Raw genomic sequence first — 17,202 nt, 5'->3', positions numbered from 1 at the left:
ACAGCCCCGCATGGACATCGCCTGGGTCTGGGATCACCAGGCCCCGCCGCTGCAGGCCAGCGCCTGGGCCGTCACGGTCACGCAGATCCAGCTCGACGGCGCCGGCCTGCGCGAGCGTCCGCGCGCCCGGGCGCTGCCGCCGGCGGGCGACCGCACCGTCATCCCCGTCGTGCATGTGCAGCCCGCGCCGCATCGCCGTGCCGAGCCGCTGAACGACGGGCAGCGCCGCGCCATCACCGAACGCGTCGTGCGCGCCGCCGCGGGAGGCTGGGTTCAGCTCGACTTCGAGGCCCTGCCTTCGCAGCGCGACAGCTACCACGCACTGGTGCGCGAGATCCGCGCGGCCCTGCCGCCATCGACGCGGCTTTCCGTCACCGTGCTGGCCTGGCAATGCCGCAGCGCCGCCTGGATCACGCCTCTCGCAGCCGACGAGATCGTGCCGATGTTCTTCCAGCTCGGCCGCGACGCCGACGCCTGGATCGCCCAAGCCCGAGCCGGTGGGCCGCAACTGCAGCCACGCTGCCGCCAGGCCGGCGGCTTCACCCCCAGTTTGACGCCGCCCGAGGGTCTGCCCGCCACCTGGTCGCGACGTTACTGGTTCAATCTCCAGCGCGGCGCCGCCACCCACTGGACGCCCGAAACCCAGCAGCGCCTCTGGCCCTCATCCACCATCGCCACGCCATGAAGCTCCGCCTGTTCACCGCCGCCCTGCTCGCGGCCATGGTCTCTTTCGCCCAGGCCAGCGGCGCCGGCCCCACCGACATGTTTGTGCAGCGCGACATGCCCGATGTGGCCGCTGACGCCTGGCTGCACGGCCAGCTCGGCATGCTGTTGCCCAGCTATCCGCGCGTGCACCTGATCCCGGCCTGGCGCGCGCTGGCCAGCGCCGACGCCGGCCGGCCGCTGCAGCCCATCTCCGAGGAGGCCTGGCGCCTGGCCTGCTGCGATGGCGGCGCGCTGCAGGTCGCCATGGACGGGCCCGCGACGCCCGGCATCAAGGCCTGGCTGGAAGCCCGCAGCCAGGCCGGCCAGCCCGCACCACGCGCCGCTCCCCAACCCATCAAGCCCCTGGACAAGAACGACTGGGACGGTTTCCTGAACTGCCCCGATCCCGCCTTCGCGTTCGCCACGCAAACCCTGGCGCGGCTGCGCCAGCGCAATGACGCCACGCCGGACCGGCTGCGCGCCTGGGTGCAGGCCCAGGACCAGGTCTTCGAGCACTGCCGCCCCGACGGCAGCGTGCTGCAGCGCCCCGAGGCCCTGGCCGCCCGCGAACCTCTGTTCTGGCGCCAGGCGCGCGACTACCAGCGCGCCGCGGCTGCCTTCTACGCGGCCGACTGGCCCGCCGCCGGCGCCGGCTTCGAGCCCATCGCTCGTGACGACACCCATCCCTGGCAGGCCTGGGCCGCGCTGGCCTTGCTGCGCACCCAGTTGCGCGAGGCGGCGCTGAGCGACAAATTGCGCCCCGAACCCGCCGCCGAGGCCGAGGCCCTGCTGCGCCGCCTGCAGGCCGGCGCCGACCGCCTCGCCCCCATCGCCGCACGCAACCCCGAGGCCGCACCGGCCCTGCGCGGCGCGCGGGAGCTGATCGCACTCGCCCAAGCCAAGCTGAAGCCCGTGCCGCGCCTGGCCGCGCTCGGCGCCGAACTGCGCCTGCTGGACCGCGCGCCCGGCCGCCAGACCCTGGCCGACTGGGTGCGCCTGGCCGATGCGCGCTACGACGGCAAGGCCGAGCTGCGCCAGCGCGAGCAGGCCGCCGATCCCTTGCTGGACTGGGCCAGCACGCTGCAGGCCTGCGAGGCCGAGGCCACCATCCGTGCCACCGCCCTCCAGCACGCGCTGGCCGAGTGGCGTCGCGCCCCCAAGGCCGCGCTGTGGCTGGTACCGGCCCTTAGTTGCGCCGACGGCGCCAAGACCGCACGCGCCGATGTCGACGCCCTGCTGCTGGCCGGCGCCCGCGTGGCCGACGGCCACCCGGCCTCGGCCACGTTGCGCTGGCAGCAGCTGCGCCTGCTGCGCGAGAGCGGCCAGCCGGAAGCCGCCCGCGCCTTGCTGCCGCGTGCCGCGGCCCTGGCCAAGGCATCGGCCGGCGCCCACAACCTCGTGGCCCAGCAAGGCCTGGCGCTGGCGCGCAACCTCGACGAAGCCACGCCCTGGCTGGCCCGCGCCTGGAGCGGCTGGCGCGACCCCGACACCCGCGCCCAAGGGCCGGCCGAGAGCGTCAAGTTCGCGTTGGCCGCTGACAGTGCGGCCTATATCGCCACCCGGCTGACGCTGGCGCAATGGCAGGGCCTCGTCGAAGGCAAGGCCCTGCCCGCGCCGCTGCGGCTGACGCTGGCCGGGGCCCTGTGGTGGCGGGCCGAGTTCATCGGCCAGGCCGACCGCGCCCGCGCGGCAGCCCAGTTGATGCAGACGCTGGATCGCCGCCATGCCCCCGCCGTGCAGCCCTATCTCGCGGCCCGCAGCGCCGAGGCCCGTCGCGACGCGATCTGGCGCGCAGGCCTGCGCCACGACCTGTCAGCCAAGCTCTACAGCGGCTCGGGCAATGATGAGGACAGCGGCAACCGCCCGGAGACGGTCAAGCCGGAAGACGCCGTTGCCGGCGCCTGGTGCACGCTGGCTGAAGCCGAGCACGATGGCCTGGGCGATGCCGAGGTCGAGCGCGCGCCGCCGCTGCCGCCGGCCGAGGCCAGCCCCGAGCTGGCCGCCGAACGCACGGCGCTCGCCGCCCAGGGCACGGCGACTGGCGCCTACGCCCGCTGGGTGCAGGAGGTCGCCCGCCGCCAGCCCGCGCCGGCCGACCTCGACTGGCTGCTTTATGTGGGCGTGCAGTCCACGCGCGGCGGCTGCGTCGACGCCGACAACGGCACGCGCTCCAAGGCCATGCATGCACTGCTGCACAAGCGCTTCCCGCAGTCGCCTTGGGCGGCCAAGTCCCCCTACTGGTATCGCTGAGCGCCTCTTTTCGGGTCGACGGCGTGCGGGCCTTGGGGCAGACTGCTCCAACGCCACCGCCCTGCGGTGACACCCAAGGGAGAGGCCATGGAGACTCTGAAGCAGTTGCGCATCGGCAAGCGGCTGGCCGTCGCGTTCGCGGTGGTGCTGGCGCTGATGCTGGTCGTATCGGTTGTCGGTGTGCGCGGCATCTACCGCGTGGCGGCGGGTCTCGAGACGGTCTACAAGGACCGCACCGTGCCCCTGGCCCAGCTCGGCGAGATCAACAACATCACGACACGCAACCGGCTCATCATCGTGGAGATGTTGCGGGCACCGGGCTTTGACGAGATCAAGAAGCGCAGCGAAGAACTCGGCGCCAACATCAAGCGCGGCCAGGAGCTGCTGGACAACTACCTGGCCACCCAGCTCACCAGCGACGAGCGGACTCTCGCGCAGCGCTTCGTCGAGGCGCGCAAGGCCTACCGGGACGAGGGGCTGCTGCCCGTCGCCACGGCGCTGTCCTCCGGCGGCATGACGACGGCACAGCAAATCTACGAGGAAAAGACGCTGCCCCTGGCGACCAAGGCGCGCGAGCTGGCCGACCAGCTCGTCAAGCTGCAGGTCGACGAGGCCGCGGCCGAGTTCCAGCGCGGGCAGGACACACGCAGCTCGGCCGTCGCCCTGACCGTCATCCTCACCGCCGTGGCGCTCGTGCTGGGCCTGGCGATGGCGTGGATGATCACGCGCTCCATCACGGCGCCGGTGCGCGACGCCGTCGGTTTCGCCCAGGCCGTTGCCGGCGGCGACCTGACCGCCGACATCCGCGCCCAGGGGCGCGACGAGATCGCCGAGCTGCTCGCGGCCCTGTCCAGCATGCGCGACGGCCTGGTGCAGATCGTGCGCCAGGTGCGCAGCGGTGCCGACTCCATCCTGACCGGTGCCGGCGAGATCGCCAGCGGCAACGCCGACCTGTCGCAGCGCACCGAAGAGCAGGCCGCCAATCTCGAGGAGACCGCGGCGTCGATGGAGCAGATGAACGCCACCGTGCGCCAGAACGCCGACACGGCGCAGACGGCGACCCAGCTCGCCGCATCGGCCAGCGGTGTGGCCGCACGCGGCGGCGAGATGGTGCAGCAGGTCACCGCGACCATGGGCGATATCTCGGCCAGCTCGCGCAAGATCGCCGACATCATCGGCACCATCGACGGCATCGCCTTCCAGACCAACATCCTGGCGCTGAATGCCGCGGTGGAAGCCGCGCGGGCCGGCGAGCAGGGCCGCGGCTTCGCCGTCGTGGCCGGTGAGGTGCGCGCCCTGGCCCAGCGCAGCGCCCAGGCCGCGCGCGAGATCAAGGCGCTGATCGGTCAGAGCGTCGACAACGTCGACACCGGCTCGCGCCTGGTGGGCGAGGCCGGCAGCACCATGACGGAAATCGTCACCCAGGTGAAGCGCGTGGCCGACCTGATCGCCGAGATCGGCTCTGCCACCCAGGAGCAGACGACCGGCATCGGCCAGGTCAGCGAGGCCGTGTCGCAATTGGACCGCGTCACGCAGCAGAATGCCGCCCTCGTCGAGCAGGCAGCAGCGGCCGCCGACAGCCTGCGCGGCCAGGCCCAGCGCATGAATGAAGTGGTGGGCGTGTTCAAGATCTCCGGCCACGCCCGCTGAATGCGGCCGACGCCGCTCACCGCCTGTTCGTCACACGGCTCACGCCGGCGGGCCGGCGCTCTGCGATGCTGAGCGGCATGGCTTCCTCGCACCCACCCAACCGCCTGCTGGCCCACGTGGTCGGCACTGCCGCGATCTGCGTTGTCGTCGGCTTCCTGCTCTTCCTGATGCGTGGCCGCAACCTCGGCACGCACATGCTGTACTCCTTCACCATTGGCAGCCAGATCTCGCTCTACATCTCACTGCTGCAGTACGGCGCGGCCGAGGTGCTGCGCCGCCGCGGCGCGGGCGACGAGAAGCTGCAGCAGGGCTGGGTGGGCTGGCGCTGGATGATCCCCTGCACGCTGCTGGGCGCATTCGCCGGCTACTGCGGCGGGCTCTGGCTCGGCGACCTGATCACCGGCCAGCACTCCAGCCAGCCCTGGGACGGCGATCTCGGCGGGTCGGCGACGACGCTGGCCTTCACGCTGCTCATCGCGGCGCTGGGCACGCTGTTCTTCGTGTCCTATTTCAGCCTGCAGGCGCTGAAGCTCGGCGAGGCCCAGGCCCTGCAGCAGGCCGCCGAGGCCAGGCTGACGCTGCTGCAAAGCCAGCTCGAGCCGCACATGCTGTTCAACACCCTGGCCCACCTGCGCGTGCTGATCAAGCTGAGGCCCGACGAGGCCCAGCGCATGCTGGACCGGCTCATCGACTATCTGCGCGCCACGCTGCAGGCCAGCCGCGCGACAGAGCACGCGCTGGCCGACGAGTTCGAGCGCCTGTCGGACTACCTCGCGCTGATGCAGCTGCGCATGGGCGAGCGCCTGCGCGTGAAGCTGGAGCTGCCGGCCGAACTGGGCAGCATCGCCATCCCGCCGCTGCTGCTGCAGCCCCTGGTGGAGAACGCCATCAAGCATGGGCTGGAGCCGCATGTGGATGGCGGCGAGCTGCGCGTGACGGCGGCGAGGCAGCAGGCCCGGCTCATCCTCGAAGTGGCCGACAGCGGTGCCGGGCTGACGCATGCAACCGGCCTGCCCGGCACGGGGTTTGGGCTCTCTCAGGTCCGCGAACGCCTCGCCCAGCGCTACGGCAACGCAGCAAGCTTTGAACTCAAGCCACAACCGGGCGGCGGCAGTGTCGCCCGCATCGAGATCCCGTCATGACCACTGCCCTGATCGCCGAAGACGAACCCCTGCTGGCCGAGAACCTGCGCGCCGAGCTGGCTGCGGCCTGGCCGGCGCTGGACATCGTGGCCCAGGCCGGCAGCGGCACGGCCGCCGTCGAGCTGGCCCTGCAACACCGGCCCCAGCTCTGCTTCCTGGACATCCGCATGCCCGGCATGACGGGGCTGGAAGCGGCCCAGGCCATCAGCGAGGACTGGCCCGAGGAGGCCGGCCCCCTGCCCCTGTTCGTCTTCGTGACCGCCTATGACCAATACGCGCTGCAGGCCTTTGAAACCGCGGCGGCCGACTATCTGCTCAAGCCGGTGACGTCCGAGCGCCTGGCCCAGAGCGTCGCGCGGCTGCAGGCCCGCATCACCCAGCCTGCCGCGGGCGACGCGACGCTGGCCTCGCTGCGCCAACTGCTGACCCAGGTCACGGCACCGGCGCCGCGGCTGCGCCATCTGCAGGCCGCCGTCGGCGATGCCATCGAGCTGGTGCCGCTGGATGACATCGTCTACCTCGAAGCCGCCGACAAATACGTGCGCGCCGTGACGGCCCAGCGCGACTACTGGGTGCGGGTGTCGCTGCGCGAGCTGGTCCCGCAGCTCGATCCCGAACGCTTCTGGCAGGTGCACCGCTCCACCGTCGTGCACATCGACGCCGTCGCCCGCGCCTTGCGCCAGGAGAACGGCACCGTGCTGCTGGAGCTGCGCCAGCGGCCGGAGAAGCTGACCGTCAGCCGCGTGCACGCAAACCGTTTCAAAGCCCTGTAGCCACGCGGTAGCGGGAAAACGATGAAAACCGTATAAACGGTTTTCATCGTTATGAGCCAGCACCGCAAACCCCCGCCCCCTTCTGAGCGCGCCAAGCTCGTGCGCGACGGCTTCACCATGCCCGAGGCCGACTACGCCCTGTTCAAGGAGCTGAAGAACCGGCTCCACGACGTCAAACGCGAGGCCAAGAAGAGCGAACTGCTGCGCGCCGGACTGCAGGCACTCGCCTTGCTGGACGCGCAGGACCTGGCTGCGGCCCTGGACCGGCTGACGCCGGTCAAGACGGGGCGACCGCGCAAGCCGGACTGAGGAGTAGTACGACATGACCGACGCAACCTACTGGTGGCATCTGCTCTGCGCCATTGCCGGCGTGAACCTGATCGCCTGGACGGCCTCGACCGCCTGGCTGCACCGCAACCGACCCGACGGCACGACCTGGCCCCACCAGCGCCTGCAATTGCTGCTGTCGGCCCTGTATGTGCTGGGCTGCGGCTACCGGTCCTTCCTGCCGGTCTTCGACGTGCCGCGCGTCGTCATGGTGGATTCCTGGGCCTCCAGCGTCCTCGTCGGGCGCACGGTGGCCACCATCGCCGAGCTGAGCTTTGCCGCCCAATGGGCCCTGCTGCTGCGCGGCGGCGCCCTCACGACCGGGCACCGCTTCAGCCTCTGGGTGGCCCATGCCATCGTGCCGCTGATCGCCATCGCCGAGGTCAACTCCTGGTATGCCGTGCTGACGACGCGCAATATCGGCCATGTCGTCGAGGAGTCGCTGTGGGGCACGGCCGCGGTGCTCAGCGTGCTCGCCATGCTGGCCATGTGGCCGAAGGCGAATGCCCGCGGCAAGCGCTGGCTGGCCCTGGCCATGGTGGCCGGCGGCCTCTATGCGGCCTATATGTTTGCCGTCGATGTGCCCATGTACTGGGCACGCTGGCTGGCCGACGAAGCCGCCGGCCGCAGCTATGCCACCGTGGCAGCCGGCATCGCGGATGCGTCCAGCCGCTGGACCGTCTCCCACGACTGGGCGCACTGGCACAGCGAGGTGGTCTGGATGACACTGTATTTCAGCGTCGCGGTCTGGATCAGCATCGCCCTGGCCCACGTCAGACTGCCGTTGAAGCTGGAGCAACGGCCCCGTCCTTAGAATCGTCGCTATCGCGGGCCGAAATAACAGCGGCCCGCTTCCATTTGCATAGCCGACGATGAGCAACCCTGCCGCCCCCGCCGCCCCGGCGACGAATTTCCTGCGCCAGCGCATCGAGAACGACCTCGAGACCGGCGTGTTTGCCGGCCGCCACTTCGCCGGCACGCCCGGCGACGCCGCCCACCATGGCGCCGGCCCGCTGGATGAAGCGCGCATCCGCACCCGCTTCCCGCCCGAGCCGAACGGCTATCTGCACATCGGCCATGCCAAGAGCATCTGCCTGAACTTCGGCCTGGCGCGCGACTTCGGCGGCGCCTGCCATCTGCGCTTCGACGACACCAACCCCGAGAAGGAGGAACTGGAGTACGTCAACGCCATCAAGGAGATGGTGCAGTGGCTGGGCTGGAGCTGGGGCGACAACCTGTTCGAGGCCAGCAGCTATTTCGACTTCATGTACGCGGCCGCCGAAGCCCTGGTCAACGCGGGCCATGCCTATGTGGACGAGCAGAGCGCCGAGGACATGAAGGCCAACCGCGGCGACTTCGGCCGTCCGGGCGTCAACAGCCCCTTCCGCGATCGCACGCCGGCGGAGAACCTGGCCCGCCTGCGCGAGATGCGCGACGGCAAGCATGCCGACGGCGCCATGGTGCTGCGGGCCAAGATCGACATGGCCTCGCCCAACATCAATCTGCGCGACCCGACGCTGTACCGCATCAAGCATGCGGAACACCACGCGACCGGCAACAAGTGGTGCATCTACCCGATGTACACCTTCGCCCACCCCATCGAGGACGCGCTGGAGCGCATCACCCACAGCATCTGCACGCTGGAGTTCGAAGACCAGCGGCCCTTCTACGACTGGCTGCTGGAGCACCTGGCGGACTTGGGGCTGCTGGCGCGCCCGCTGCCGCAGCAGATCGAATTCGGCCGCCTCAACCTGAACTACGTCGTCACCAGCAAGCGCAAGCTGCGCCAGCTGGTCGAGGAAAAGCACGTCAACGGCTGGGACGACCCGCGCATGCCGACCCTGGTGGGCCTGCGCCGCCGCGGCTTCACGCCGGCCAGCCTGCGCGCCATGGTCGAGTCCACCGGCGCCAGCAAGCAGAACGCCTGGATCGACGACACCGTCCTCGACCAGGCCCTGCGCGCCGACCTCGAGCCGCAGGCACCGCGCGCCTTCGCCGTGCTGCAGCCCCTCAAACTCAAGCTGACCAACTACGCCGAAGTGTTCGGCTCCGCCGACCATCGCGAGCCCTGCGAAACCGCCGCCCATCCGCACAAGCCCGAACTGGGCCAACGCAAGTTCTCGCTCGGCCCCGAGCTGTGGATCGAGGCGGAAGACTTCGTCGAGACGCCGCCCAAGGGCTACTTCCGCCTGTTCCCGGGCAACAAGGTGCGCCTGAAGGCCGGCTACATCATCGAGTGCACCGGCGCCGAGAAGGATGCCGACGGCAACATCACCGCCGCCCTGGCCACCGTCATTCCCGACACCAAGAGCGGCACGCCGGGCGCGGATGCCGTCAAGGTCAAGGGCACCATCGGCTGGGTGGGTGCGCATGAGGCCGTGCAGGCCGAGGTGCGCTTGTATGAGCGCCTGTTCGCAGAAGCCCAGCCCGACTCCGGTGGCCGCGACTTCCTCGAGTTCGTCAACCCGAATTCACTGCGCGTGGTGCAGGGCTTCGTCGAGCCCTCGCTGGCCGGCGCCGCGGCCGACCAGCGCTGGCAGTTCGAGCGTCACGGCTATTTCGTGACCGACCGCGTCGACCATCGCGCGGACAAGCCGGTGTTCAACAAGATCACGGGGCTGAAGGACAGTTTCGCCAAGTAGCCGGCGGCGTCAGAGGCGGCGGACGGTGGGGCTGGCGTAGTCCCGCCCGACGACGGCGCGGGCGAACAGATAGTTCTGCAGCGCCTTCTCGCTCAGCGAGTCCAGCCGCACGCCACCGCGTGCATCGCACGGAAAGGCCAGCGCGCGACCGGCATGGAACAGGGACTCGAAGCGGAGTTCGTAGTCGTCGGACATCAAGGGCATGGGGCGTGAGTTCATGGGGCACCTCGTCTTGCTTGCAGACTAGGCGCCGCCTCCTCCCATTGCGCGTGAAAACGTCGCAGACCGCCCCGGCGCCCCCCGCAGACGCCTGTCCGGGCGCCAAGATGTCACGGCTGTAGCGGCTGCTAACGCGGTGCGGCCTTGAGCACGTCGATCTGGAAAGGCCGGTCGTTCATCTCGACGACGGCCGGGCTGGGCACGTTCAGCGTCATCAGCCGGCGCTGCGGCAGCTTGAGCAGCGCCAGCGAAGGCTGCAGATGCTGGCGCAGCAGGGCCTGCAACGAGCCGTCGGCATAGGCCTGGCGCAGACCGCGGGCGACGCGCTCGATGGCCGCCTGGTTGCCGGGATGGGTGTAGAGGTATTGCGGCAGGTCATAGGCCAGCAGCAGGCTGTCGTCCAGGGCCAGGCCCTTGAGGCCGGCGTGGGCCTTGGCCTCCTCGCCCACCTCCAGCACGCTGCGGCAGAAAAGGTCGGCCCGGCCCAGGGCCACCATCTGGAACAGGGCCTCGTAGGTGCCGATCTCAGCCACCGTGAAGCCATTGGCACGCAGGATGTCAGCGTCGGCCCATCCGCGACCCTGCACATGGCGCAGCCGGGCCACGGCACTCAGCGTGTCGGCCTCGCGCACCAGGGCGCGGTGTGGTTCATGCACGAAACAGACACGGTAGCGATTCACACCCAGGTGGATGGGAAACGGCACCGGCGCCAGGCCCGCCGCCCGGCCGGCATCCGGCCCGGTGACGACGAGGAAGTTGGGCGCGCTTTGCTGGGCCGCTTCCAGCAGCGCGCGTCGCTTGTTCATGGGCGCCGACAGCTGCAGGCGGTAGGCGCCGTCGCTGGCGCGCGTCTTGTCCAGGGCCAGCTGCACGGCGTCGCGGATATAGGCATTGCGCAGGTCCGTCTCGCTGTCCGGCGCGCGCAGCGTCAGCGTGAGCTCCTGCGCATGGGCCACCCCGGCAGCCAGCGCCATCACGGCGGGCAGGCCCCTCAGCAGTTGGCGTCTGTGCAGGCTGGACACCGGCCGAATGTAGCCCCGCCCGGGCCAGTCGGGAATCGCCAACACCCCTGAATGGCGGCGTTATGAGGCCGACCAGCGGTCGTGACTTCTTCCACACTTTGGGGCAGGCTGCGCGCTGCGCTTGCAATTGCTCACATTCAGCGCCAGAGGCCCTCCCTAGCATCTCGTTCGCCAGAGGAAACGCCATGCCGACCGCCATCACCAACCCCGTCCAACGCCCCGCCCAGCCCCGGCTGCTCAGTGGTGCGGGCGGCCGGTCCGGCGCCGGCACCCGGACAGCCACCGACGCAACCACCTTCACCGCCACCCTGCCCTACAAGCGGCCCGAGGCGACGACTGCGCGCGGGGCCACGGCTGCAGCCCCCGCCAAGGAAGGCCTGCCGCGCTGGGCCAAAGGCTTTGTCATCGGCGGCGTGCTGCTGGCCATCGCCATGCCGGCCTCGGTGCTGATGTCGCGTTCCATGATCGTCCAGGAAGCCCTGGCTCAGGAGAGCGGATCCAAGGCGGCCATGGTCTGCACTGCCGGCGAAGGCCGCGCCGTCGACGATTCCAGCCTGCTGGGCTGGCTGTTCGGCGGCTCCTACTTCAGCTGCGGCGACTGGGAAACCCGCGAGGCTCGCGTGCAGCGCGATCGCGATCGCGACCAGGCCAACTACATGGCCCGCGAACGGGCCAAGCAGGGTCTGCAGTAGAGACTCACTCCAGGTCGGCCATGCGGCGGACCTTGACCTTGCGGCCCTTCAGCTTGCCCAGCGACAGCCGGCGCACCGCTTCTTTCGCAATGCTGCGCTCCACGGCGACATAGCTGTGGAAATCGGTCACGTTGATCTTGCCGATCTGCGTGCCCGCGAAGCCGGCCTCGCCCGTGAGCGCGCCCAGGATGTCGCCGGGGCGGATCTTCTCCTTGCGGCCACCCAGGATCTGCAAGGTGTCCATGGCCGGCAACAGCGGGCCGCCAGGAGCGTCCTTGAGGCTGTCCAGTGGCTCCCACTTGAAGGCTTCGCCCTGCAGCTGCTCGATGCGGCCGATGCGGCCCATCTCGTCAAGACTCGCTAGGCTGAGGGCCAGGCCTTCCGCGCCGGCGCGGCCGGTGCGGCCGATGCGGTGCACATGCTGTTCGACGTCGGCACTGATGTCGACATTGATGACGCAGGCCAGGTTGGCGATGTCCAGGCCGCGCGCAGCCACGTCGGTGGCCACCAGCACCGAGGCGCTGCGGTTGGCGAACTGGATCAGCACCTGGTCGCGGTCGCGCTGCTCCAGGTCGCCATGCAGGGCCAGGGCAACAAAGCCCTGGGCGGCCAGCACCGCTTCCAGGTCGCGGCATTGCTGCTTGGTGTTGCAGAAGGCGATGGTCGACTCGGGCCGGAAGGCGCGCAGCAGGCGCGGCACGGCATCCAGGCGCTCGGCCTCGCTGACCTCGTAGGCGATCTGGCGGATGGTGGACGCGGCAGCGCTGGTCGAGCCAGCCACCTTGACCGTCTGCGGCTCGCGCATGAACTTGGCCGCGATGTCGTTGACGCCCTCGGGGAAGGTGGCCGAGAACAGCAGGGTCTGGCGGTTGCCGGGCGCGCGCTTGGCGATCGCCTTGATGTCGTCGAGGAAGCCCATGTCCAGCATGCGGTCGGCCTCGTCCAGCACCAGGGTGTTCAGCGCCGACAGATCGAGCGAGCCGCGGTCCAGGTGGTCGATGAGGCGGCCCGGCGTGCCGACGACGATGTGGGCGCCGAAGGACAGGCTCTCCATCTGCGGCTTCATGGGGTTGCCGCCGCACAGGCTCAGCACCTTGATGTTGTCGGCGGCGCGCGCCAGGCGGCGGATCTCCTGCGTGACCTGGTCGGCCAGCTCGCGCGTGGGGCAGAGCACCAGGGACTGCACGCGCGGCAGGTCGGCCTTGAGGCGGTGCAGCAGCGCAATGGCGAAGGCCGCCGTCTTGCCCGAGCCGGTCTGCGCCTCGCCGATGACGTCCTTGCCGGCCAGGGCCAGCGGCAGGCTGGCGGCCTGGATGGGCGTCATCTGCACATAGCCCAGTTGGCCGAGGTTGGCCAGCATGGCGGGGCTGAGGGGCAGGCGGTCAAAAGCGGTATCGGTCATACCGCGATTGTCCCCGCCCGTTCAGAGGATGGGATCGAGGACCGCGATCAGGCGGTCGATCTCCTCGGCCGTGTTGTAGTGGGCGATGGACACGCGCACCACGCCGCCCTGCTCGCGCAGGCCCAGGTTGTCGATGAGGCGGCGGGCGTAGAAGTCGCCGAAGCGGATGCCGATGCGGTGGGGGTCGACCTGCCGCACGATGGTCTCGCTGTGCTGGCCGGCGGCCACGAAGCTGATGGTCGGCACGCGCTGCCCGTCCCCTGTGCTGGTGGGCCCGATCAGCTTCACGCCGGGCTTGCTGGCCAGAAAACCCAGCAGCCGCTCGGCCAGCGCGTCCTCATGCTGCTCGAAGGCATCGAAGGCGGCCTGCATGCGCGCCCGCCCGCTGCCTGGCGTGCCCAGGCGCTCGCCCACCTCGACGAGATAGTCGGCAATGCCGGCGCAGCCCCAGCTCAGCTCGTAGTTCACATTGCCGGGCTGCAGCTTGTAGGGCAGCGTGGTCGGCGGGATGAAGTCGTGATTGAGGCTGGCCAGCGACAGCAGCAGCTCGCGCCGCCCCCACAGCACCGCGTAGTGGGGGCCGAACACCTTGTAGAAGCTGAACACGTAGAGATCGGCGCCGCTGGCCTGCACGTCCACCAGCCGGTGCGGGGCATAGGCCACCGCGTCCACGCACAGCCGCGCGCCGGCGGCGTGCACCAAGGCGGCCACCTCGGCCACCGGGTTCACCGCGCCCAGCACATTGGAGGCCTGCGTCATCGCCACCCAGCGCGTGCGGTCGTTCAGCAGGGCTTGCAGGTCATCCAGCTCCAGCCGCATCGTCTCGGGCCGCATGCGCCAGAAGCGGATCACCGCGCCGGCCTCGGCCAGCCGGCCCCAGGCGCCGATATTGGCCTCGTGGTCGGTATCGGTCACGATGATCTCGTCGCCCGGCCGGATGCCAGCGCGGATAGCCTGCGTCACCTGGAACATCAGCAGCGTGGTGGCGCCACCCATCACCACTTCTTCGTCATGCGAGGCGTTGATCAGCCCGGCCACCGCCCGCCGCGCCGCCAGCACCTTCTCGCCCGCCGCCTGCGACACCGCATAGCTCGCGCCAAGCTGCACCGGCGTCGTTACCAGGTAGTCGCGGATGCGGTCCGCCACACGGCCCAGGCACTGCGAGCCGCCGGCGTTGTCGAGGTAGACAAAGTCACCGGCGAGGGCGGGGAACTGGGCGCGGATGAAGGGGAGGTCGAGGGCGGGCATGGGGGAGGTCGGAGTCGGGAGGCCTAGTGCCGGCCTGATAGACGGTCAGTAAAGCTTAATCTCGAGGACAAGGTCGGTCAGTCGGTGAGGGACCCCACTTGACGCCAGGACCCGCGACAACTCGTCCAGGTTCTGCACCTTCGTTCCATGCGTATGCGTATCGTCCGCAAAGTCGCCGGCCTCCCAGTCGAATGTTCGCGGAATAACGATGTGGGCAAGGGTCGTGTAAAGGAAGGGCTGCCCCCACACCCCGCCGTCCTTGACGTGCGAGCCGGCCACGTCCTGCAGTGCGGGAAGGCCACAGGTCCAATAGTGCAGGTCGCTGCTCAACCTATCGAACAGAGTCCACGCGCACCAAGTAGTGCTCTTAGCAGGATCGCGGTGTCCGTCAGAACCAAGGACAGTGGCGCAAGCCTCAAAAAACGTTTTCCACTGCTGGTCGGTCATTGCAAGCGCCTAACACCCAGAGTGCCCATTCTCACCGTCCACAACCTGCACTCTGCGGATTTAGCCGCCGCCGAACGGGTGCGCCAGAGCCTTCAGTAGCCGCCCAGCAACCGCATCGCAGCGGCCAGTTCGGCGTCCACACCAGCGGCCACGTCGGCCCAGCGCGGCCGCACGACAACATCCGGCCGCACACCTGCATCCGGAGGCTCGCCGGGCGCAAAGTTCGCCACCAACGGGATGTCCACGGCCACGCCCGACGCCGGCAGCGTGATCCAGGCCAGTTGCCCGCCATTCAAGCCGCGCAGATTGCCGCCGGTGGGCTGGCCCAGCAGCGTGGCCGCGCCGCTGGCCTTGAGGTCGCGCGCCAGCAGATAGCCGGCCGAGCTGTTGTTGGGGCCGACCAGGGCGATGACGCGGCCTTTGAAGGGCCGGGCCGCCGGTTCGACGATGTTCGGCGGGCTGTCCGCCATCGCCCAGTTGCGGCCCGACGTCTTCGTCACCTGGCCGGTGCGGTCGAAGAAGCCGAAGTCCCAGGTGTCGAGATAGCGCGCCAGCACATAGGGCACACGTTCGTAGGCCGACTCGCGGCGGCTGCCGGGCTGGGTGAAAGGCTGAGTGATCAAGTGGCTGAGCAGGGCTCGGCCGAGGGCGTCGTCGCCGCCTTCGTTGTCGCGCAGGTCGATGACGAGACGGGCGATGCGGCGTTCGGCCAGTTCGGCAAAGGTCCGGTCGAGGAAGGCGGCGCCATCGAATTTGCGGTCCCAGAAGGAGAAGGTGGGCAAAGTCAACACGGCGACGCCGCTCTCGATGCGCAGCCGCCAGCCCGGGTCGGGCTCGCGCCAGCCTGCCACCCGCAGCGCCTGTTCGCGCTCGGCGGCTGTCAGCGCCGGCGCCCTCACCTCCCGCCCATCCGCCAAGCGCAGCCGCCAGCCGTCGGCGGCAGGCGGGAAGAGCAGCGGAAAGATGCGCTGCATCGCACCGCCATTCGCATCGTCGTCCAACTGGATCAGGCGCTTGCCGTCGCTGCTGCCGTCGGCGCGCAGATAGGGCAGCAGGGCGCTGGCGATCTCGGCGGGCGTCAGGCCTTCGATGGCCACCAGCTCACTGCCGGCCGGCACCGTTGGCGTGGCGCTGGCCAACACGCGGATGCGGCCTTCGACAAAGCGCAGCACCAGCGGCAGGGTCTGGCGACCCAGCAGGGCCTGCATGGCCGGCGGCTGGTTGGACGGGTTGGTCCAGGTGTGGCCACAGCGCACCGCGGCGGCCAGGCGGGTGGCCAGCAGATAGAGCTGGGTGCGGCTGGCGCCGTTCGCCACCTCGGCCTGGGCCGCCGCAAAACCGGCCTCGATCTGCGTCGGCGTGACGTAGCGGTAGAGGCCGGGGTGCAGGTCGACGAACGCACGCTTCAGGATGCGCAGATCGCGCTGGGCCTGTTCGGCGCTCAGTTCGGGCGCCGCCTGGGCGAGGCTGAAACCGAGGGCCAGGCAGAGGGCGAGGAGGAGGTTCTTCATGCCCGCCAGCGTCGCCGCGGGCGCCGCGCTGCGCGACCCGAATCGCCGCAAACCCGCGCGCGGCTTCAGTTTTTCAGGATCTGGCACGTCGCCAGGCCGACGGCGTCATGCCGGTCTGGGCCTTGAAGACGCGGTTGAAGCTGGTCTTGGAGCTGAAGCCGGCCTGCAGGGCCAGGTCGAGCAAGTCCTCGCTCGCACCGGCGGCCAGGCGCTGCTGCAGCCAGGCCACGCGCAGGCCGCCGATGACGTCGGCGAAGCCCTGGCCCAGGCCTTCGTTGAAGGCGCGCGACAGATAGCTGGTGTTGGTGCCGAGCTTGCGAGCCAGGCTGTCCAGGCTCAGCTCGGGGTCGCGGAACCAGGCTTCGGCTTGCGTGCGCTCGCGCCAGGCCGCACCCAGCGCAGCCCAGTCGGGCGGCGGGCGAGGCGCTGGCGGCTCGGTGGGCGCCATCTCGGGTTGCAGCGGATGGTGCTGTCCGGCATGTCGCCAGGCCTCCAGGCCCAGGGCGAAGACGAGGCCGGTCAGCGCGAGATAGAGGCCGAAGCGGTCGAAGTAGTTGAGCCGCCAGAGGGCCGTTGCCGCCTCATAGGGCAGGCTGATGGTCAGCAGCAGGGCCAGCGCGATCAGCGTGCCGGAAAGGCCGCTGTAGCGGTGCTCGTCGGCATTGCTGACATGCTGGCCCAGCCAGGCCTGGAAGTCGCGATGCCGGCGCCAGGCCAGGGCCAGATAGAGGGCCAGGGACAGCAGGCCGGCCCAGGTCAGGGCCGGGGCGACGAAACGGGCGTGGACGCTGTCGTTCCAGTCCTCCTTCCAGGCCAGCGGCTGCACGAAGCATGCGCAGTAGTACAGCGCCACCAGCGCGGCCGGCAGCAGATGCCAGGCCCAGCCTCGCGGCAGCGTCGCCCGCGTGCGCTGCTGCACATGCAGCCACAGCAGCGGCCCGAAGGCCAGCCCATGGTCCAGAGGCGCAAAGCTCAGCCAGGGCCAGGCGTCGTAGAAACCGGCATAGCCGATGACATAGGGCGTCAGCTTCAGTGCCATGACGGCCAGCAGCGCTGCCACCCAGCGGTTGGCGTGGCGCTGGGCTGGCACGGCCACCAGGGCTGCGGCCACGGCCAGCGCGAACAGCGCGCCCAGGCCCAGTGTGGTGCTCCAGGGGCCGAAGCGGATCATC

The 17,202-nt window shown here is 70.0% G+C and carries 16 protein-coding genes; 9 read left to right on the top strand and 7 right to left on the bottom strand.

The features are described 5' to 3' along the window. The first annotated feature begins 10 nt into the window (after nucleotides 1-10). The 8 genes from ACS5PN_RS22360 (at nucleotide 11) to ACS5PN_RS22325 (ending at nucleotide 9,489) form a co-directional block, all read left to right on the top strand. Complete coding sequence (locus ACS5PN_RS22360; protein ID WP_439466213.1) at nucleotides 11-685, top strand: hypothetical protein; 675 nt, start codon at nucleotides 11-13, stop codon at nucleotides 683-685. Next, complete coding sequence (locus tag ACS5PN_RS22355) at nucleotides 682-2,955, top strand: hypothetical protein (protein WP_439466212.1); 2,274 nt, start codon at nucleotides 682-684, stop codon at nucleotides 2,953-2,955. The genes ACS5PN_RS22360 and ACS5PN_RS22355 overlap by 4 nt, the downstream gene beginning before the upstream one ends. Nucleotides 2,956-3,042: 87 nt before the next feature. Further along, nucleotides 3,043-4,605, top strand: coding sequence for a methyl-accepting chemotaxis protein (locus tag ACS5PN_RS22350; protein ID WP_439466211.1), 1,563 nt, complete (start codon nucleotides 3,043-3,045; stop codon nucleotides 4,603-4,605). Between the two features lie 77 nt (nucleotides 4,606-4,682). Beyond that, complete coding sequence (locus tag ACS5PN_RS22345) at nucleotides 4,683-5,747, top strand: sensor histidine kinase (protein WP_439466210.1); 1,065 nt, start codon at nucleotides 4,683-4,685, stop codon at nucleotides 5,745-5,747. Further along, nucleotides 5,744-6,520, top strand: coding sequence for a LytR/AlgR family response regulator transcription factor (locus ACS5PN_RS22340; RefSeq protein ID WP_439466209.1), 777 nt, complete (start codon nucleotides 5,744-5,746; stop codon nucleotides 6,518-6,520). Before ACS5PN_RS22345 ends, ACS5PN_RS22340 begins: the two co-directional genes overlap by 4 nt. A gap of 51 nt (nucleotides 6,521-6,571) precedes the next feature. Next, the gene (locus ACS5PN_RS22335) at nucleotides 6,572-6,829 is read left to right on the top strand and encodes a hypothetical protein (protein WP_439466208.1); all 258 of its coding nucleotides are present in this window, start codon (nucleotides 6,572-6,574) and stop codon (nucleotides 6,827-6,829) included. Nucleotides 6,830-6,842: 13 nt separating this feature from the next. After that, nucleotides 6,843-7,661 carry a hypothetical protein gene (locus ACS5PN_RS22330; RefSeq protein ID WP_439466207.1) on the top strand — a complete coding sequence of 273 codons (819 nt, stop codon included), beginning with the start codon at nucleotides 6,843-6,845 and terminating at the stop codon, nucleotides 7,659-7,661. Nucleotides 7,662-7,719: 58 nt separating this feature from the next. Continuing rightward, nucleotides 7,720-9,489: a glutamine--tRNA ligase/YqeY domain fusion protein gene (locus ACS5PN_RS22325; RefSeq protein WP_439466206.1), complete on the top strand. Its 1,770-nt coding sequence runs from the start codon at nucleotides 7,720-7,722 to the stop codon at nucleotides 9,487-9,489. Between the two features lie 9 nt (nucleotides 9,490-9,498). Here ACS5PN_RS22325 and ACS5PN_RS22320 read toward each other — a convergent pair whose 3' ends face one another. Together ACS5PN_RS22320 and ACS5PN_RS22315 are read right to left on the bottom strand one after the other, a co-directional pair. After that, on the bottom strand, nucleotides 9,499-9,708 hold the full coding sequence (locus ACS5PN_RS22320; protein WP_439466205.1) for a hypothetical protein: 210 nt from the start codon (nucleotides 9,706-9,708) through the stop codon (nucleotides 9,499-9,501). A gap of 128 nt (nucleotides 9,709-9,836) precedes the next feature. Continuing rightward, nucleotides 9,837-10,730, bottom strand: coding sequence for a hypothetical protein (locus ACS5PN_RS22315; protein ID WP_439466204.1), 894 nt, complete (start codon nucleotides 10,728-10,730; stop codon nucleotides 9,837-9,839). A gap of 185 nt (nucleotides 10,731-10,915) precedes the next feature. Between ACS5PN_RS22315 and ACS5PN_RS22310 the strand changes: the two genes are divergently transcribed. Beyond that, entirely contained in the window at nucleotides 10,916-11,422 is a 507-nt protein-coding gene (locus ACS5PN_RS22310; protein ID WP_439466203.1) for a hypothetical protein, read from the top strand. 4 nt (nucleotides 11,423-11,426) lie between these two features. Here ACS5PN_RS22310 and dbpA read toward each other — a convergent pair whose 3' ends face one another. The 5 genes from dbpA to ACS5PN_RS22285 all read right to left on the bottom strand — a co-directional run bounded on the left by dbpA (nucleotide 11,427) and on the right by ACS5PN_RS22285 (nucleotide 17,201). Next, complete coding sequence (dbpA, locus tag ACS5PN_RS22305; RefSeq protein ID WP_439466202.1) at nucleotides 11,427-12,824, bottom strand: ATP-dependent RNA helicase DbpA; 1,398 nt, start codon at nucleotides 12,822-12,824, stop codon at nucleotides 11,427-11,429. A gap of 21 nt (nucleotides 12,825-12,845) precedes the next feature. Then, on the bottom strand, nucleotides 12,846-14,072 hold the full coding sequence (locus ACS5PN_RS22300) for a cysteine desulfurase-like protein (RefSeq protein WP_439466201.1): 1,227 nt from the start codon (nucleotides 14,070-14,072) through the stop codon (nucleotides 12,846-12,848). Between the two features lie 45 nt (nucleotides 14,073-14,117). Beyond that, on the bottom strand, nucleotides 14,118-14,519 hold the full coding sequence (locus tag ACS5PN_RS22295; protein WP_439466200.1) for a hypothetical protein: 402 nt from the start codon (nucleotides 14,517-14,519) through the stop codon (nucleotides 14,118-14,120). A gap of 92 nt (nucleotides 14,520-14,611) precedes the next feature. Further along, on the bottom strand, nucleotides 14,612-16,030 hold the full coding sequence (locus ACS5PN_RS22290; RefSeq protein WP_439466199.1) for a S41 family peptidase: 1,419 nt from the start codon (nucleotides 16,028-16,030) through the stop codon (nucleotides 14,612-14,614). Between the two features lie 73 nt (nucleotides 16,031-16,103). Next, nucleotides 16,104-17,201 carry a helix-turn-helix domain-containing protein gene (locus ACS5PN_RS22285; protein ID WP_439466198.1) on the bottom strand — a complete coding sequence of 366 codons (1,098 nt, stop codon included), beginning with the start codon at nucleotides 17,199-17,201 and terminating at the stop codon, nucleotides 16,104-16,106. Nucleotide 17,202: the final 1 nt, after the last annotated feature.

The organism is Roseateles sp. NT4 (assembly GCF_051857475.1).
Classification (GTDB): Bacteria; Pseudomonadota; Gammaproteobacteria; order Burkholderiales; family Burkholderiaceae_C; genus Pelomonas.
The sequence above is the reverse complement of the archived record's forward strand: the minus strand, read 5'-3'. Positions and strand labels throughout refer to the sequence as shown.

Bases quoted from the DNA above. Each gene is read 5' to 3' on its own strand.
- ACS5PN_RS22310 (WP_439466203.1), top strand. From the start codon at position 10,916: ATGCCGACCGCCATCACCAACCCCGTCCAACGCCCCGCCCAGCCCCGG.
- ACS5PN_RS22330 (WP_439466207.1), top strand. From the start codon at position 6,843: ATGACCGACGCAACCTACTGGTGGCATCTGCTCTGCGCCATTGCCGGC.
- ACS5PN_RS22320 (WP_439466205.1), bottom strand. From the start codon at position 9,708: ATGAACTCACGCCCCATGCCCTTGATGTCCGACGACTACGAACTCCGC.
- ACS5PN_RS22360 (WP_439466213.1), top strand. From the start codon at position 11: ATGGACATCGCCTGGGTCTGGGATCACCAGGCCCCGCCGCTGCAGGCC.
- ACS5PN_RS22345 (WP_439466210.1), top strand. From the start codon at position 4,683: ATGGCTTCCTCGCACCCACCCAACCGCCTGCTGGCCCACGTGGTCGGC.
- ACS5PN_RS22300 (WP_439466201.1), bottom strand. From the start codon at position 14,072: ATGCCCGCCCTCGACCTCCCCTTCATCCGCGCCCAGTTCCCCGCCCTC.
- ACS5PN_RS22290 (WP_439466199.1), bottom strand. From the start codon at position 16,030: ATGAAGAACCTCCTCCTCGCCCTCTGCCTGGCCCTCGGTTTCAGCCTC.
- ACS5PN_RS22350 (WP_439466211.1), top strand. From the start codon at position 3,043: ATGGAGACTCTGAAGCAGTTGCGCATCGGCAAGCGGCTGGCCGTCGCG.
- ACS5PN_RS22355 (WP_439466212.1), top strand. From the start codon at position 682: ATGAAGCTCCGCCTGTTCACCGCCGCCCTGCTCGCGGCCATGGTCTCT.
- ACS5PN_RS22285 (WP_439466198.1), bottom strand. From the start codon at position 17,201: ATGATCCGCTTCGGCCCCTGGAGCACCACACTGGGCCTGGGCGCGCTG.
- ACS5PN_RS22335 (WP_439466208.1), top strand. From the start codon at position 6,572: ATGAGCCAGCACCGCAAACCCCCGCCCCCTTCTGAGCGCGCCAAGCTC.
- ACS5PN_RS22295 (WP_439466200.1), bottom strand. From the start codon at position 14,519: ATGACCGACCAGCAGTGGAAAACGTTTTTTGAGGCTTGCGCCACTGTC.
- dbpA (WP_439466202.1), bottom strand. From the start codon at position 12,824: ATGACCGATACCGCTTTTGACCGCCTGCCCCTCAGCCCCGCCATGCTG.
- ACS5PN_RS22340 (WP_439466209.1), top strand. From the start codon at position 5,744: ATGACCACTGCCCTGATCGCCGAAGACGAACCCCTGCTGGCCGAGAAC.
- ACS5PN_RS22325 (WP_439466206.1), top strand. From the start codon at position 7,720: ATGAGCAACCCTGCCGCCCCCGCCGCCCCGGCGACGAATTTCCTGCGC.